The following is a 16,888-nucleotide window of genomic DNA, read 5'->3' as shown; positions in this document are numbered from 1 at the left end:
TACACTCATCCAGAGCATAACACCAAAGATGATCACAACACGTCTCATATTAGATCTGCATGACACGGATAAATGATCATCAGGTATAGGTTTAGTTAAACATTCTGAGAAATCTATAACAGCAGAATGTATGGATATATATCGAGATATGAAAGAAATAATTTCGCAAAAAAACTCATCCGGCATTGTCTGGAAAAGTACCAAGAAACCATGGTTCATTTCTGTTGGGTATTTTAACTCGCTTGCGATCTATTGGATTGTACCTCTTTGTTTATTCTTACTGTGGTGGGTAGCGTCAAACGAGCAATGGATGCCTGCCCAAATTTTACCTACCCCAAAAGACACTTGGCATTCTTTCGTTGAAATCGCATCTCAAGATCTATGGTCACAGCTTGCGATCAGTCTTGAGCGCTTTGGTCTTGGCCTATTATCAGGTGTGTTAGGCGGCGTATTTCTAGGTGTTTTACTGGGTTATAGCCGCATTGCGGAACAATACCTTTCTGCAACGTTCTATGCGCTGGTCATTATCCCAACATTGGCTTGGTTACCTTTGCTCATGATCTGGCTCGGCATCGAAAATAGTTTAAAAATTTTCATAATTTTTAAGGCCACAATGGTGCCAATTGCCTTACATACTCAGGCAGGGGTACGTGACATTCAACCCAAACTCAAAGAAATGGCAGCAATCTTACAGTTCAATCGTCTAACCTTGCTCACAAAACTTGTCCTGCCAGCCACACTTCCATATTTCTTTACTGGTTTAAGACTAGCTGTTGCAGCAGGCTGGACGAGCTTAATTGCTGTTGAGTTATTGGCTTCATCGGAAGGCATTGGATATTTAATGGTGACAGGTCGTCAGCTATTTCAGCTTGATATTGTTTTTGTCACGATTTTTGTGATCGCATCTGTCGGAATTATTTTCGATTTTATCCTACTTCGCATTGAACGTAAGTTTGTGTTTTGGCCACATGCTGCTTTGAGTGCGCATACTTTTCACAAAAAAAACAGATCCGATGTTTTCAAGTCATTGGTTTTACCCTTGAGTTTAGTCGTGCTTTGGGCAGTGAGCAGTTGGTTTAACTTGATTTCGAGTCAAATTTTGCCCGCGCCGTGGAAAGTATTGGAAGCACTCTGGTCAGGCATTCAAGATTTCTCACTCACTACCGCCATGTATTACAGCCTTTATCGTGCAATTTTGGGTTTGATCATTGGCGGGCTAATTGGGGCATCTGTAGGAATTGTGGTGGGGTTATTTAAACCTATTGAAAATCTGTTGGCACCTACACTCAACACATTACGTCTAATCGCCATTTTTGCTTGGATTCCGCTACTGACAGCTTGGTTTGGGCTCGAAGATTTATCAAAAATTGTTTTCATTTCAATAGCGACATTTTTTCCGATGTTTATTGCGACATGGAAAGGCATGTCGAGCATTCCAATGCAGCTTGTTGAAGTCTCAAGTACCTTAAGAATGACATTGCTTCAACGCTTAACGCTTTTGATTTTACCGAGCATTGCACCTTCAATGTTTGCTGGGTTTCGATTGGCATTGCTCTATTCGTGGATGGCATCTTTTGGAGCTGAATACTTGATGGGCTCTGGAATTGGTATAGGTAGCTACATGATGGCAGCACAGCAAAACTTTGAAATGGAGCGTGTGATAGCAGCAACCGTTTTGGTCGCTGGTTTAGGGGCGATTCTGGCATGGCTGGGCAAAATAACTGAAAACTACGCAACATCTTGGCGAAAAAATTGAGGTCAGACCATGACAATTACCCTTAATACAAATACTGAAAAACAGCACCAATCTTTTCAATCTCATGCTCAAACACGTGTGGCATTTCACCATGTTCATAAGTCTTTTGTCGTCAATCAACAACCTGTCAAAGTCATTTACGACTTTAATCTAGAAATTAAAGAAGGGGAGTTTATTGCGATTGTAGGTAGCAGTGGCTGCGGTAAATCTACACTCTTACGTCTTTTGGCTGGACTTGATCAAGATTTTGATGGTCGAATTTTAATTGATGGTGCGGATGTAAGCGGCATTGGTGGCGATCGAGCAGTAGTTTTTCAAGAACATCGTTTATTTCCTTGGCTTACCGTTGAGCAAAACATTGAGCTGGGTTTATTAAATGAGGCGTTAACTTCACGTGATAAAGATATTCTGGTCCAGAAAGCAATTGAGTTGATTGGCTTAAATGGCTTTGAAAAGGCCTATCCACACCAACTATCTGGCGGGATGTCTCAACGTGTAGCTATTGCTCGTAGTCTTGTGGTGCAACCACGTATTTTTCTGTTAGACGAACCGTTTGGTGCCTTGGACGCGTTAACACGGCATCAAATGCAAAATGAATTGCTACGTATTCAATCCCAACAAAAAATGACCACTGTTTTTATTACACATGATGTGGAAGAGGCCGTAACTCTGGCAGATCGTGTGGTGATTTTAAAACCCAAACCTGGTCGTGTTGAACAGATTATTCCCGTCAACTTGCCGCGTCCTCGAAATCGTTCAAGCTTTGAATTGCATCAATTAAAAGAACAGATTTTTCGGATTTTGACCGAAGATAAAATTGGTTAATAGGAGTTATTGATGAGTGAATTTAGTCAAGGCTCGATTAGAAAAGCATTTTTATTTGAGCAATTATCCAATCAGGTCACCCATACAACGACGGTTAATGATCCTTTTAGCCATAACGTAGATGTTGGAAATGATCCTGCTGGGCCAAAAAAGAATGCTTTGGCAATTGCAATTGTCGCCGTTGCTGCGGCACATTTGGGAATCTGGTATATCGCCAAACAACTTCCTACACCTCAGCTTGATGTCAAAACAGCTGACCCTGTGGTGATAGAGATTGTCAAACCGCCTGAACAACCTAAGGTGATTGAACCTAAAATCCCTCCAGTGGTGCAAAAGCCAAAGATACCGCCTGTTAGCCCAAAGCCTGAGCCTGTACAAAAGCAAATAGAGACACCGAAACCCGTACAGAAACACGTTGAGCAGCCTAAACCTGTTGAACAGCATAAGGCCGTAGAGCAACCACGACCTGTAGCAGAGACCTTAAGTAAAAACGTGGTGGCTGCTCCTGTTCAACAACCCGTTTCAAAACCCACTGAAGCACCTGCGAAAGCTGCTGATGACAACTTGCCTGTTACAGAAGCAAAGGGTTATGCAGGTTATTTGAGTAATCCAGCGCCTGAATATCCTGAACAGGCTCTCGATCGAGGTTGGGAAGGTTCAGTCATCTTGAGGGTAAAAGTCTTGCCAAATGGCAGCCCCGATAGCGTGACAGTCAAACAGAGCAGTGGCAAAAAAATACTCGATAGTGCAGCGGTGAGAACCGTAAAACAATGGAAATTCTCACCAGCCTTAAAAGGGAAGACACCAGTCGAAGGATGGGTCGATGTTCCTATTCACTATCAGCTCCCAAAATAATTTTTAACTTAATATTGATCTATAAGGAATTTTAACATGAGTGATATAAACTCCCTGATCCACGATGGGACTATCTGGTTATTGGTTGCTTTTTCAATTGTGACATGGGGTTTGATTGTCATTAAACTGGTTCAAACCCAAAAAGCCAACCGCCAAAGCAAAGCCTTTGCAGAAGAATTCTGGAGTGCCAAAAATCTGCAAGATGCGATTCAAAAATCGGAAGCAGGGCAAGGACCAGTGGCACGCATTGCAAATACTGGTTTTAAAACACTTGCCGATGCAGACGATGATACTCATCAAGATTTACAACATAGCTGGAGTCGCCAAGATTTACTTGAGCGTCATTTACGCAAACAAATTTTGTCCGAACGCCGCCAGTTAGAAAAAGGCTCTGCCTTGCTCGCATCAATTGGTAATAATGCACCTTTCATTGGCCTATTTGGTACAGTCTTTGGGATTATCCATGCTTTACAGGCCATTGCACACTCGGGTAATGCCAGTATGGATGTCGTTGCAGGACCGATTGGTGAAGCACTAGTTGCAACAGGCATCGGGATTGCAGTGGCTGTTCCAGCGGTACTGGCATATAACTATTTCGTGCGTAAAGTAAAAACTATTGGTGCAGAACTAGATGACTTTGCGACCGATTTTGTCAGCCTAAACCAAAAATCAGGTTTCCAGCTTAAGACAGTCAAGGCGAAAACAACAAATACGAGTACTCCAGCCAGCGAGTTAAGCCATAACCACAATAAAGAAAAGGTATATGCATAATGGCAATCTCAACATCGGAACAAGATGATGTCGTTAGCGAGATCAACATTACCCCTTTAGTAGACGTGATGTTGGTTCTTCTGATTGTATTTATCGTCACGGCGCCCTTACTAACCAATACTGTTAAGGTAAACTTACCCAAGGCTGCACCAACGCAGGTGACAGATCAGACCAAGGCTGTAGTCATTAGTGTTAATCCAAAAGGGGAAATTTATCTGGATAAAGATAAAGTCACTCTTGAACACTTCGAACAGGCCATTCAAACCCGTAAGGCGGCCAATCCTAAACTGGCTCTGAACCTGAATGCAGATGAGACGGTTCCTTATGGTACGGTTGCCAAGTTACTGGCCAGCATAGAACGGGTAGGCGTTGATAAACTATCAGTCATTACGTCGCCTAAGTCTTAAGTTCTATCAAAATAAATGAGATGAAAGAAAATCAAGATCCAAATTTGAGATCTTGATTTTTATATAATTGTTTAATCTAAATTTATATTAAACTTGAATTTCACGATTAGGTTGTATGGTCTATTTTAGAGCTTCAATTTGATGGTGAGATGGCGAATGACAACACTTGTTTATAACGATAAAAGAAGAAATAACTATGATCATTTTTTAGATTTATTAGATCAAACTCATATCAATCGTTATCAAGATTTCAACATTACCTTTGAATATAAAAAACTGGCTGAACAAATGCTGTCAGAATGTGAATTTATGGACGCGTGTTCACTTGAAGAAAAGCAGAAATTATTTAATGAAATTAAGATAAAGCATCTATATCAAGGGCAAGTGCTATATTCGAGAAATCAAAACTGTCGTGAACTCATCATTGTTTTAAGTGGTGTACTCAAATTAGGTTGGAACTCATACGATGGGAAATATCTTATTCATCGTTTTATTCCTACAGGCGCACTATTAAATATTGTCTATCTTATTTCTGAATCTGCCTTAGAGCATGAATATGTTGCACATGAAGCAACTGTGATAGCAACCATTCCTGAACATATCTTTAAGCACACCATACAGCACAATTCACGCATGCTATATCAGGTTTTAAAATTGGTATGTCAGAGAACACGGCTTTTAGACAATGATATCTATCACACCTCTACACAACCTTTAAAGGTACAAATTGCGCGGCAGCTCATCTATTTAATCGAATTTTTTTCGACCCAAACTCAAAAAGGTATTGAGGTTTTATTAAAACTTTCACAAGAAAATTTAGCTGAACTTTTAAAAATATCGAGACAAAGCATCAGAAAGGAAATTCAGTGGTTTGTTGAAGAAGGCATTATAGAAACAAAATACAATCATATCTCTGTCAAAGACATCGACAAATTAAAGGCCTTACTGCGCTAAAGAGATTATGACGAATTATGAATAATTTTTCATAAATGCAGAAATGCTATGTAATTTTTGTTGCAGAATTTAAAAGGTGTAATTTCTAAACTCATATCATCAATGATGAGAACGATGATATGGCAGATTTATTAATAAGAAAACCAGTGAATGAGTTAATCGATGTAATTCCTTTAGCAGGTCGTATCGGTGCACAAATTAATGGTGTTGAATTATCTTCAAACCTCAACCCGGAGGTCTTGAATCAAATTAGGCAATCATTGCTTGAACATAAAGTTATTTTTTTCCGTAATCAGGAACATTTAACCGATCAAGAACAGGAAAAGTTTGCCGAATTGCTTGGGCAACCTATTTCACATCCTACTGTTCCAGTGGCAGAGGGTTCGACTTATATATTTGAACTTGATTCCCGGCATGACGGTCGTGCAGACGTTTGGCATACCGATGTCACCTTTGTTTCAAATTATCCAAAAATCAGCATTTTAAGAGCAGTAACTACCCCCAATCGAGGGGGAGATACCACATGGGCAAATACAGAAGCAGCCTATGATGAATTGCCTGAGCCGCTAAAGCTCCTTGCCAATCAGCTCCGTGCGATTCACACCAATGATTTTGATTATGGTGGTTTTCGCCCTTCTGCAAGTGATGAAGTCGTAAAACGCCATCAAAAAATCTTTGCTTCAACAGTCTATGAGGCGGAACACCCATTGGTCAGAGTCCATCCTGAAACAGGTAAACGAACCTTAATTTTAGGCCAATTTTTTAAACGTTTTGTAGGTCTGACTGCTAAAGAGTCCAACAAGCTGTTTGAAATTTTTCAAGATCGTATTACCAAACCAGAAAACACGATTCGCTGGACGTGGAAGGACGGAGATGTCGCTATTTGGGACAACCGTGCCACTCAGCATTTAGCCGTCAATGATTACGGTAGTGCCTTGCGTATTATGCGACGCGTTACGTTGGCAGGCGATGTTCCTGTTGATATCGATGGCAAAGCGAGTAAGCAAATTAAGCCATCTACGTCTTAAGCGTCTAAGCAATAAAACACTGATTTATCAATAAAAATGTGGAAGATATAATGAAACCATCAATTTTTAAAAAATTGATCTTGCTGAGCTTATTGGCTTTTGGACATGCCAGTTACGCTGAAAGCCTTAAAACAATCCGAATTGGTTCTCCTGATTTGACAGCTGGTCAAAAACACGCGGGTGGTGGAGTTGTTGATGTGCTTTACAATAAAAAATGGCTTGAGCAAGAACTTGCAAAAAACAATGTCAAAGTGGAGTGGCACTTCTTTAAAGGTGCTGGGCCAGCCATTAATGAAGCATTGGCCAACAATCAACTGGATTTCGCCTTTTTAGGAGATTTACCTCCGATCATTGGTAAAGCCAATGGATTAGATACCCAATTACTTGTTCCAACGGCGCGCGGCATTACCAATTATCTAGCGGTAAGATCTGATCTTCCGATCAAAAACTTTGCTGAATTAAAAGGAAAACGCGTTGGTTTGTTAAGAGGAACAGCAGATGAATTGTCATTTGTGAGTGCATTGAACAGCCAAGGTTTAAAGCTCAGCGATGTGCGAGTGGTCAATTTAGACTTTAACGCCGTCAACGCCGCTTTGGCCGCAAAAAAAATTGATGCGTCATGGGGACCTTCTCGATTTTTTGCGTTACGTGACAAACACATCGTTAACTTGCCTATAAGTAGTCGTCAATTAAACGGTGCAGGATCTACTCAAGGTGTGTTTTTAGGTCGTCAATCGTTTATTCGACAATATCCAAATGAAACACAACAGGTGGTGACACAGGTTGTAAAAGGACTGAACTGGCTCTCAAATGAGCAAAATCGAGTACCACAAGTCGCACTCTTTTTTACCCAATCGGGTTATCCGGCATCTATATATGCTCAGGAACTTAATGGTGTAAATCTGAAGTTTTTATATTCACCGCTATTTGATGGCTATTACACCCAACAATTGCAGCAAAAAATCACTTTGGCTACGCAACAAGGGTTGATACGCAAAAATATTGACGTCAAAAGCTGGATCAATCCGTCATTTGTAAATCAAGCACTTGAACAATCAAATTTAAAGACCTACTGGAAACCCACTCAGCAGTACGAATATTTGAAATCAGTGAAATAAGCGCCGTCTTTTAAAACTTAATTATGGGGTAAATAATGTCGATACATTCGAAAAATGTAGCGCGTGATCCGTTCACGTCAGCTACTAAACAAAAAATTTTAAATTTAAGTCTGCTTTCTCTGAGTATCTTGTCAGTTTGGGGACAAGCTCATGCAGAAACAGTCTCAAATACCGCACGTTCTTCAGAGGATGTGGCTCAGTTAGAGACCGTAGTTGTGACAGCAACACGCCGTGAAGAATCACTTCAAAAAGTACCAGTTGCTGTTTCAGTCATTAGTGGAAAGGAACTCGATAAGCAACAGCGAAACTCACTTGAAACATTGGTAACACAAGTACCGAGTGTTAACTTTCGGGCTGGAGCTTCCAATAAGGATACTTCTTTATTTGTTCGCGGTATTGGAACTGTTACCACTTCACCTGGTGTGGAGCCTTCAGTCTCAACAGTGATAGATGGCGTTGTGTACAGCCGACCGGGGCAAGCAACACTTGATTTGTTAGATGTGGATCGTATTGAAGTTCTTCGAGGTCCGCAAGGAACACTTTTTGGTAAAAATGCATCGGCAGGTGTAGTCAATATTGTGACCAAAAATCCAACCAGTGAAACCTCTGGTTATATTGATGCCTATGTCACTAGTGATAGTGAACAACGAATTAAACTAGGAGCATCTGGTACATTAATTCCTGAAAAATTAACTGCCAATGTCTCGGCGCTATTAGGTAATTTTGATGGCAATGTAGATAATCTTACAACCAATCAAGATGTTAATGGCTATAAAAACTATGGGTTTAGAACTAAATTTGAATATACGCCTACCGATAGTTTAGTGTTGGGCTTTACTGCCGATTATCTGCATAAAAAAGGAAGTGCTCCAACAGGTATTGTGGTTAAAAATACCGATGCCAACTATGCAGCAGCATTATCGCCTGTTGTGGCATCTCCAACCAATCGAAGTACAGTTGAAAATACTCAAGCGTCGACTGATGATACCAATCAGGGTGTAGCGCTTACCGCAGACTGGACATTAACCAATCATCAATTATCATCCATAACGGCCTTTCGCCAATGGAAAAACACACAAATTGGTGACAGTGATCAGCTTGCTGCTCCGACACCAAATTTTGCTGGAATTGCCGATTTAGGCCATGTTAACAGTAAGCAATTTTCTCAAGAGATTAGAATTAAACCGCTCGATCATGGTTTTTTTGATTATGTCGCGGGTCTATATTTTTCAAAGAACAAAAATGATGAGACTTATCAACGCGAGTCAACTTGGTACAACAATGCCTCTAATGCCTATGTCGTAGATTTTGGTAAGGCAATCTATAACACAGACAGCACCAACTATGCTGCATTTGGTGAAGGTACCTTTCATTTCACAAATCGGTTGAGATGGATTGCAGGCTTACGTGTTACTCGAGATGAGTTGTTTTATGATCACAGCCGAGTTTCAACTGTTCCAAGCAGTGTAGGTGTCCGAAATGCCATTCGTTCTTCATTTAGCAGTGATGGATCGACCAGTGAAACCGGAGTTTCAGGCCGCATTGGACCTCAATATGACTTTACACCGAATATATTGGGCTATTTTACCTATTCGAGAGGTTATAAAGGTCCTGCATATAACGTTTATTTTAATATGCAGCAAAATGATACACCTGTCATTGATCCTGAAACGGCTAACTCTTACGAACTTGGGCTCAAATCTCAATGGCTAAATAATCGTCTGCGCGTCAATGTGGCGTTATTTAACACTGATTATGATAACTATCAGGCAAATTTTAGAACCCTCGATCCAAATGGTTTTCCAATAACCCGCTTGGTTAATGCAGGAAGTGTCTCTACCTATGGGGCTGAAATTGATTCGGTATATAAGATTAATCCAAATTGGGCACTAAACTTTTCAGGTGCCTATACACATGCACGAATTGATGACTTCAAATGTCCAGCTGCCGATACGTCATGCCCAAATGTAAATGGTAAGCCGCTGCCATTTTCTCCAGATTGGAAATTTAATACCCAGATCGATCGCTATTTTACTCTGGCAAATAACAAGCAAATTGAACTTTCAACCCAATATGCATGGCAAAGCAAAGTGCAGTTCAGTCTCGACCAAAACCAAAACACTATTCAGGGTGCATATGGACTTTTGAATGCGAACATTGCTTTAGCTGATACTGCTTCTGACTGGCGATTGGCATTGAATGTACGAAATATAACGGATAAATCATATGCGACCTTACTGAGCACAAATGGTAGCCGTATTACTCGTCAAGTCCCTAGAGATGATGAACGCTATTTTGGCATTTCATTCCGTAAAAATTTCTAAAAAGTATGTCTAGTACGCCTCGTTTTTTTCGAGGTGTACACCCATCCATTGGACTGATTAAAATGAGTAATCCTTCGTCTACAAGAAAGCTTCACCTTAATTTATTTTTAGACGGTTATGGCCATCATTTGGCCAGTTGGAGACATCCAGCGAGCCAATTAAACTTGAGTCCCTATGAGCGCTACCTAAGTGCAGCAAAAATAGCTGAAGAGGGGAAATTTGATGCCATTTTTTTTGCCGATAGTTTAGCTGTTGATCCAGCAACTGCGACATCAGGCAAAATTCGCGGTAGCGAGATTGAACCTCTCACATTACTTTCAGCAATCGCGACACAAACCCGTCATATTGGACTCATTGGAACAGCCACAACAACCTATAATGAGCCATATCATCTCGCAAGAAAATTTGCCTCTTTAGACCAAATTTCTGCTGGACGTGCAGGCTGGAACCTCGTCACTACTGATTTTGCACTTGAAGCGAAAAATTTCAGTACAAAAGAACATGTCAAACATCAAGACCGCTATGCACGTGCTGAAGAATTTCACGATGTGGTGAAAGGACTTTGGAATAGCTGGGATGAAGATGCGGCTATTCATGATAAAGCCAGAGGTATTTTCTTTAATCCAGAGAAGGTACACACGCTCAATCATTATGGTGATATTTTTCAGGTAAAAGGTCCACTCAATATTAGCCCAAGCCCACAGACTCACCCAGTGGTGGTTCAGGCAGGCAGTTCAGAACGAGGCAAAAATCTGGCAGCCCGTACCGCAGATGTCATTTTTACCGCGCAATCTAACTTAGCCACTGCACAGCAATTTTATATCGATGTAAAGCAACGTCTTGAAGGATTTGATCGCCAAGAACATGAGTTGGTGGTCATGCCTGGCGTCTATGTGCTTGTTGCTCATACGCATGAAGATGCGAAGAAACAGCAACAGCTTTTAGATGAACTCGTTGATGATGATATTGGCCTTGGGCTTTTAGGAAGAATGTTGGGCAATTTTGACTTAAGCGGTGTTGATGTAAATCAGCCTTTAGCTTCGTTAGATTTATCTGAAACCCAAACAGGGCAGCAAAGTCGCCAGCAATTAATTCAGGCACTCGGGCAAGAGCAGGGTCTAACCATTAAACAGCTCTATCAACGTATTGCATCGGGACGGGGGCATTTTTGCTTGGTTGGAACGCCAGAATATATCGCAGACCAGCTTGAAGAGTGGTTCGTTAGTGGTGCAGCAGATGGATTTAACATTATGCCTGCCGTCATATCAAATGGAATTAGAGACTTTGTCGATCTGGTTATTCCCATTCTTCAACAGCGCAATTTATTCCGCAAAGAATACGAAGGTCAAACATTAAGACAAAACCTTGGCCTCTTGGCTGCTACCGAATAAAAGGACAAAGTATGTATCTCGCAAATTCAGAAAGATATGAATCATTCCAATATCGAAAAATTAAAAATAGTGGTTTGGTATTACCACCATTGTCACTTGGTTGCTGGCATAACTTTGGAGATGACACTCCAATTCAGCAACAAAAATCGGTACTTTACACGGCATTTGATCATGGAATTAATCATTTCGATCTGGCCAATAATTATGGAACACCCTTTGGAAGTGCAGAGAAAAATATTGGGCACTTTTTAAAAACTGACTTCAAGCCATATCGAGATGAACTTATTATTTCGACAAAGGCAGGCTGGGACATGTGGCCTGGACCTTATGGACAAGGTGGTAGCAGCCGAAAATACCTAATGGCTAGTCTTGATCAAAGCTTACAGCGACTAGGGCTTGATTATGTCGATATTTTTTACTCACATCGTTATGACCCAGAAACACCGCTTGAAGAAACAGCCAAGACACTTGCCGATATTGTGCAGCAAGGTAAAGCACTCTATGTGGGGATTTCTTCTGGGTATACGCCAGAATTAACTTTACAGTTGATAGAATTACTAAAGGCTTATCACGTTCCACTTACTTTGCATCAACCGATTTACAATTTTTTTGAACGTCAGATTGAGCAGGGTTTAACAGAGACTGCTAAACAAGAGGGTTTTGGTGTAATTACGTTCTCACCACTGGCTCAAGGCCTATTGGCTGGACGATATCTGAATGGTGTACCTGAAGACTCACGTATTGGGCGAGGTAGTCGTTATTTACAGTCAGAGCATCTCGTTGCATTGAAGCTACAGCAAATACAGCAGTTAAATGAAATAGCAAAGCGTAGAGACCAAACACTGGCTCAATTGTCATTATCATGGGTTTTACGTGATGAACGGATTACATCGACAATCATTGGTGCTAGCCGACCAGAGCAGATTATCGAAAACTTAAAAGCATTGCAAAATACGGTGTTTAGTGCAAATGAGCTGAAGCAGATTGACGCTATTCTAAATACGCCATAAAACTCTATACAAAATTTGCAGCATGGTTTTGAAGGAGCCAATGCTGCAATGATTGTGCATTTAATTATTAAAAGCTAAGTTTCACGGTTGCACCAATGGTACGAGGCTGACCTAAACTAGCGAGAACAATACCATTAGAAGAGTTCCATGTATTAGTCACATAGGTTTCATTGGTGAGGTTTTTTACCCATAGCGCAACATCCAGTTCATTTTCACCAATACGATGTCGTGCACCTAGACTCGCATTTGTTAATCCATAGGCTTTGATAACACTATACGGATTATTATCTAAAGAGCCATATGACCAATCTCGCCAAGCATAACTTCCTGAAACATAGGGCTGCCAGTTATTGTGCTCAGCTAAGTCATAACGGAAATTGAAATTTGCAATCCACTTTGGTACGCCATATACACGCTCTCCAGACAGATCTTGTGTATTTACACCTGTTGGAATGCTGATATTGGATGGAGCAGGCGCGTTTTTGTATTCTGTATAGGTGGTATCGTTAAGCGAACCATTAAAATTAAGTGTAAGACGACGAATAGGCTGATAGGTTGCATCGAGTTCAATCCCTCGGCTGCGTACTTTACCTGCATTTGCCAATACACTCACCACAGAGTTACCGACTTGTTCATAGCTTGTGGTTTGATAGTCAGAAACATCAATCCAGAATATATTGCTATTGAGCTGTAAGGTATTATTAAGAAAATTTTGTTTTAATCCAATTTCATAGTTATCTGCTTTTTCAGGATCAACCTTTAACGAGTTAGCACCTGCTGCTGGTGCAGAACCAATGCTCAGGTTAAAGCCACCAGACTTCTCGCCGTGTGAATACGTTGCATAGGCCAGTGTGCTCGGATTTACCCGATAGCTGCCAGTCAGTAAGCCAGAGTAGCTTAAACCATGTTGCTTCAGTTCACCCGAGTCGTATGCTCCGAGCTGGGCATTTAGTAAATTACGCTCTGCCGCACTTAAACCCGAAACTGGTGTACCCCCAATAGGGTCGGTTCTATAGATACTGGCAGATTTATCTTCATAGGTGACTCGTGCACCTGTGGTAATGTCTAGCTTCGGTGTCGCATGCCATGTACTTTGACCAAATACTGCTGAGCTTTTTGTCTCAGTTGTTCCATATGAATATGAGTCTCGATTATTCAAAATATTCGATTGACCATTGGCAATTAAGGTTCTCACGCTCGGTACGTTATAAAGATAGAAGGCGTCCGCCGTATCTCCATATAAAGAGAACGTCGTATTGTCTAAATGTTGCTGAAAGTAATATAGACCAGTTACCCAATCCACTTTTTGATTTCCAGCAGAGGTTAGACGTAGCTCTTGAGAATACTGTTTATCTCGAACCGAAACACCGGCATTCGTCAATGCATTTGAACTAATAAAATCACTGTTGGTTGGAGTGAAGTTCCAAAAGCGGTATGCACTAATCGACGTAATTTTTTTACCGCTATCTAGCGACCAATTGGCTTCTGCCGATCCACCACCTTGCTCAACAGACATGTGTTGTGGGGCATCTGAATGAATCTGTTTATCTTTCCAGTTGGTATAAAGATTTTTAGCACCTGACTGTGTGGCATTTTCTAAGTAACGATTGTAGTTATTGCCATATACGGTACTGTTAAACGTTGGCCCAGCGTAGTACACCACCATCGCGCCTTGATCATCATCTTGTTTATTGTAATCTGCAATTAGACGTAAATTAAAATTCTCTTGCGGTTTCCAGAGAATTTGACCGCGTACACCTTCGCGATCTGTATTGTTATAATCTTTACCATTATAGGTATTATCAATAAAACCATCCTGAGTGGTTTTATAAAAAGAGAGTCGGCCTGCCACATTTTCGGATAGTGCATCTGAAAACGTTCCTTTAGCCTGCAAATAATTGCGTGAGCCAAAAGAAATTTCAGCAGAATGGTCTGGGTCGAAGGTAGGTTGTTTTGAGCTAATGTTTAATAAGCCCGCCGTGGTATTTTTACCAAATAATGTCCCTTGTGGCCCGCGTAATAATTCGAGTTGAGCAATATCTAATAAATCAAATACAGCCATGCCGGGACGACCTAAGTAAACATTGTCTAGATAGACCCCAACACTAGCTTCCAAACCATCACTGGCTGGGTTATTACCCAAACCTCGAACCGCTACACTAGATTGACGAGGGTTCAAGAAAGCAACATTAAGGCTAGGTAGGGCTTGTTGTAGATCTTCAAGTTTACTGAGTTTCTGTGTTTCCAGTGTTTTGGCACTTAAAATACTAATCGGTGTTGGAACGTTTTGCGCTTTTTCTTCACGTCTTCGTGTCGTCACGATGACATCTGCAAGCTGAATAACATCATCTGCTTTATTGTTTGACTGTGAATTTGACGTACTGGCTTCTGTTACCGCTGTACCTGAAGTAGCGGAAGTGTCCTCGGCATAGACGATAGATGAATATCCTGCACACCCTATAAGTGAAATAAACAGACTTTGCGTGATTTTATTTAAAACTAATCTTTTTCTCTTGAAATGAAAGGTGTGCTTTTGAACTGACATTAATGGACTCCATTTTGTGTTTTCTTTGTGATGATTTTAATTTTTATGTAATTGAACACTGTCATTATCAGTACAAACTTAAGTTTATATTTTGATGATCTTATCTTTATATTTAATAGTAATTTTTTAAACATATGCCTTTTTAAATACTGTTCAGGCGGCAAATGTAAAAGCCAGCATTAGGTACTGGCTTAGTTCAATCTAAAGACTAATCTCTTCGTTATTTTTATGCTTCAAATGGTTCTAGCTGATCATTCTGTAATAATCTTCGTTGTTGCACATTTTCGATGACACCATTTTCTTTGACATAAGTTGCCCATTCTTTGAGTAATTCATCGAGCTTTTCTGGATATTGTTTTGCCAAATCCTGAGTTTCGCCTTTATCATCTTTAAGGTTGTATAGCTGCCAGCGATTTGGACCATTTGGCGCAGGGATGAAGAGCGCTTTCCATTCTCCTTTGCGCAGAGCCTTTTGACCAAATAACTCCCAGCCTGTGACATGATCTTCACTGTGAATATGGTCTTGTTGTACTTGTAAATAAGGCAAGATAGAACGACCTCGTAGGGGTACCAATTGACGACCTTTATACACCTGACCAGGGTGCTGAATATTTAAATAATCTAATAGGGTTGGTAGTAAATCCATGACCGTTAAAAACTCGTGACTGATCTGATTTTGACGTTTAAACCCTGCGTAGTGAATGAACGAAACTGTTCTAATTCCACCTTCGCTAGTATGCGCTTTATATAAGCGAGCAGGAGCAGTGGCTGCTTGTGCCCAATGTTCTCCGTACCAAACATATGAGTTTGCTCGTCCAATATTATCAATACTGTTGTCGTAATATTGCTCGATAATTTCATTAAGTTGGCCGCCAAAGACGGGTAAAGCTTCAAGTTGAGCGCCTTCTGCACCATTGTCTGATAGAAAAATAACAATCGTATTGTCCAATTCCCCTCGATCTTTGAGGTATTCCACAACACGTCCAACGTTTTGGTCCATACGATCTACCATGGCCGCATACACTTCCATAATTCTTGAAGACTTATCACGTTGCTCTTGAGTAAGATTTTCCCAGAATGGAGTTCTAGCGAGGACAGGGTGAATCGTTGTTTCCGCATCTACCAATTGAAGTTGTTTGAGTTTCTCAAGGCGTTGTTCACGCAGTTTAACAGGGCCATCCGCATAATGTCCTTTATATCGATCAATATCTTCCTGAGGTGCCTGTAAGGGCCAGTGCGGTGCAGAAAAAGGTAAATATGCAAAAAAAGGACGTCCTTGGCGTGCTTCATCATCTTGTAAAAAGTCTAGAAGGCGAGTGGTAAAATAATCGGATGAATAAAACCCTTGAGGCAGTTCTTCCGAAAACTCCTCATCCTCTGCATAGAGTCCTTTTGTGGACTTAAGTAAGCGTGGAATTTGCTCTTCTGGAATATCCGCTTCAAATAGATAATGATTGGCTGCACCTGGTAATAGTGCAAAAGAACGTTCAAACCCTTTTTGAATTGGAAAATATTCTGGTTTTAGTCCCAAATGCCATTTCCCAGACATAAGAGTGTAGTATCCCGCATCTTTTAATAATTCTGGTAATGCGGCAACTTTGTTATTTAATACACCTTCGTAGCCTTCTTTACCTTCTAGTTCTGGGGTAAGGGCCTCTGCCATGGTTCCTAAACCAGCTAAATGATGGTCAGTGCCTGAAAGTAACATCGCACGAGTGGGGGAGCAGGTTGACGCCGTATGAAAATTAGTCAGCCTTAAGCCGTTTAATGCTAATTCATTCAAATGAGGTGTATTGATTTCTCCGCCAAAAGCACCTAAATCTGAAAAGCCTAAATCATCTGCAACAATCAATAAAATATTAGGTTGTTTTTTGATATTTACATCTGTCATGTTTTATCCAACA

General features: G+C 40.7%; 13 protein-coding genes. 11 read left to right on the top strand and 2 right to left on the bottom strand.

The features are described from left to right. The first annotated feature begins 130 nt into the window (after positions 1-130). The 11 genes from QLG01_RS13700 (at position 131) to mgrA (ending at position 12,439) form a co-directional block, all read left to right on the top strand. On the top strand, positions 131-1,756 hold the full coding sequence (locus QLG01_RS13700) for an ABC transporter permease subunit (protein ID WP_348994504.1): 1,626 nt from the start codon (positions 131-133) through the stop codon (positions 1,754-1,756). Positions 1,757-1,765: 9 nt separating this feature from the next. Further along, a complete protein-coding gene (locus QLG01_RS13695; RefSeq protein ID WP_282496719.1) occupies positions 1,766-2,581 on the top strand; it encodes an ABC transporter ATP-binding protein in 816 nt (271 codons plus the stop codon). 12 nt (positions 2,582-2,593) lie between these two features. Continuing rightward, positions 2,594-3,436 (top strand): energy transducer TonB, encoded by an 843-nt coding sequence (locus QLG01_RS13690; protein ID WP_282496718.1) that lies wholly within the window; start codon positions 2,594-2,596, stop codon positions 3,434-3,436. A gap of 36 nt (positions 3,437-3,472) precedes the next feature. Then, complete coding sequence (locus QLG01_RS13685; protein WP_005305335.1) at positions 3,473-4,207, top strand: MotA/TolQ/ExbB proton channel family protein; 735 nt, start codon at positions 3,473-3,475, stop codon at positions 4,205-4,207. Next, positions 4,207-4,614 carry a biopolymer transporter ExbD gene (locus QLG01_RS13680; RefSeq protein WP_004925095.1) on the top strand — a complete coding sequence of 136 codons (408 nt, stop codon included), beginning with the start codon at positions 4,207-4,209 and terminating at the stop codon, positions 4,612-4,614. Before QLG01_RS13685 ends, QLG01_RS13680 begins: the two co-directional genes overlap by 1 nt. Positions 4,615-4,770: 156 nt before the next feature. Continuing rightward, positions 4,771-5,568 carry a Crp/Fnr family transcriptional regulator gene (locus QLG01_RS13675; protein ID WP_282496717.1) on the top strand — a complete coding sequence of 266 codons (798 nt, stop codon included), beginning with the start codon at positions 4,771-4,773 and terminating at the stop codon, positions 5,566-5,568. A 119-nt stretch (positions 5,569-5,687) separates the two neighbouring features. Beyond that, positions 5,688-6,596, top strand: coding sequence for a TauD/TfdA family dioxygenase (locus tag QLG01_RS13670; RefSeq protein WP_151826985.1), 909 nt, complete (start codon positions 5,688-5,690; stop codon positions 6,594-6,596). A 50-nt stretch (positions 6,597-6,646) separates the two neighbouring features. Then, positions 6,647-7,714, top strand: a complete 1,068-nt coding sequence (locus QLG01_RS13665) for an ABC transporter substrate-binding protein (protein ID WP_192833313.1) — start codon at positions 6,647-6,649, stop codon at positions 7,712-7,714. A 128-nt stretch (positions 7,715-7,842) separates the two neighbouring features. Further along, positions 7,843-10,038, top strand: coding sequence for a TonB-dependent receptor (locus QLG01_RS13660; RefSeq protein WP_282496916.1), 2,196 nt, complete (start codon positions 7,843-7,845; stop codon positions 10,036-10,038). A 62-nt stretch (positions 10,039-10,100) separates the two neighbouring features. Beyond that, positions 10,101-11,429 carry an LLM class flavin-dependent oxidoreductase gene (locus tag QLG01_RS13655; RefSeq protein ID WP_282496715.1) on the top strand — a complete coding sequence of 443 codons (1,329 nt, stop codon included), beginning with the start codon at positions 10,101-10,103 and terminating at the stop codon, positions 11,427-11,429. 11 nt (positions 11,430-11,440) lie between these two features. Continuing rightward, positions 11,441-12,439, top strand: a complete 999-nt coding sequence (mgrA, locus tag QLG01_RS13650; protein ID WP_282496714.1) for an L-glyceraldehyde 3-phosphate reductase — start codon at positions 11,441-11,443, stop codon at positions 12,437-12,439. 67 nt (positions 12,440-12,506) lie between these two features. Here mgrA and QLG01_RS13645 read toward each other — a convergent pair whose 3' ends face one another. Next, positions 12,507-14,984 carry a TonB-dependent receptor gene (locus QLG01_RS13645; RefSeq protein ID WP_282496713.1) on the bottom strand — a complete coding sequence of 826 codons (2,478 nt, stop codon included), beginning with the start codon at positions 14,982-14,984 and terminating at the stop codon, positions 12,507-12,509. Between the two features lie 226 nt (positions 14,985-15,210). Further along, positions 15,211-16,875 carry an arylsulfatase gene (locus QLG01_RS13640; RefSeq protein WP_282496712.1) on the bottom strand — a complete coding sequence of 555 codons (1,665 nt, stop codon included), beginning with the start codon at positions 16,873-16,875 and terminating at the stop codon, positions 15,211-15,213. Positions 16,876-16,888 lie beyond the last annotated feature (13 nt).

Source organism: Acinetobacter sp. V89_4 (assembly GCF_029967875.1).
Classification (GTDB): Bacteria; Pseudomonadota; Gammaproteobacteria; order Pseudomonadales; family Moraxellaceae; genus Acinetobacter; species Acinetobacter oleivorans.
The sequence above is the reverse complement of the archived record's forward strand: the minus strand, read 5'-3'. Positions and strand labels throughout refer to the sequence as shown.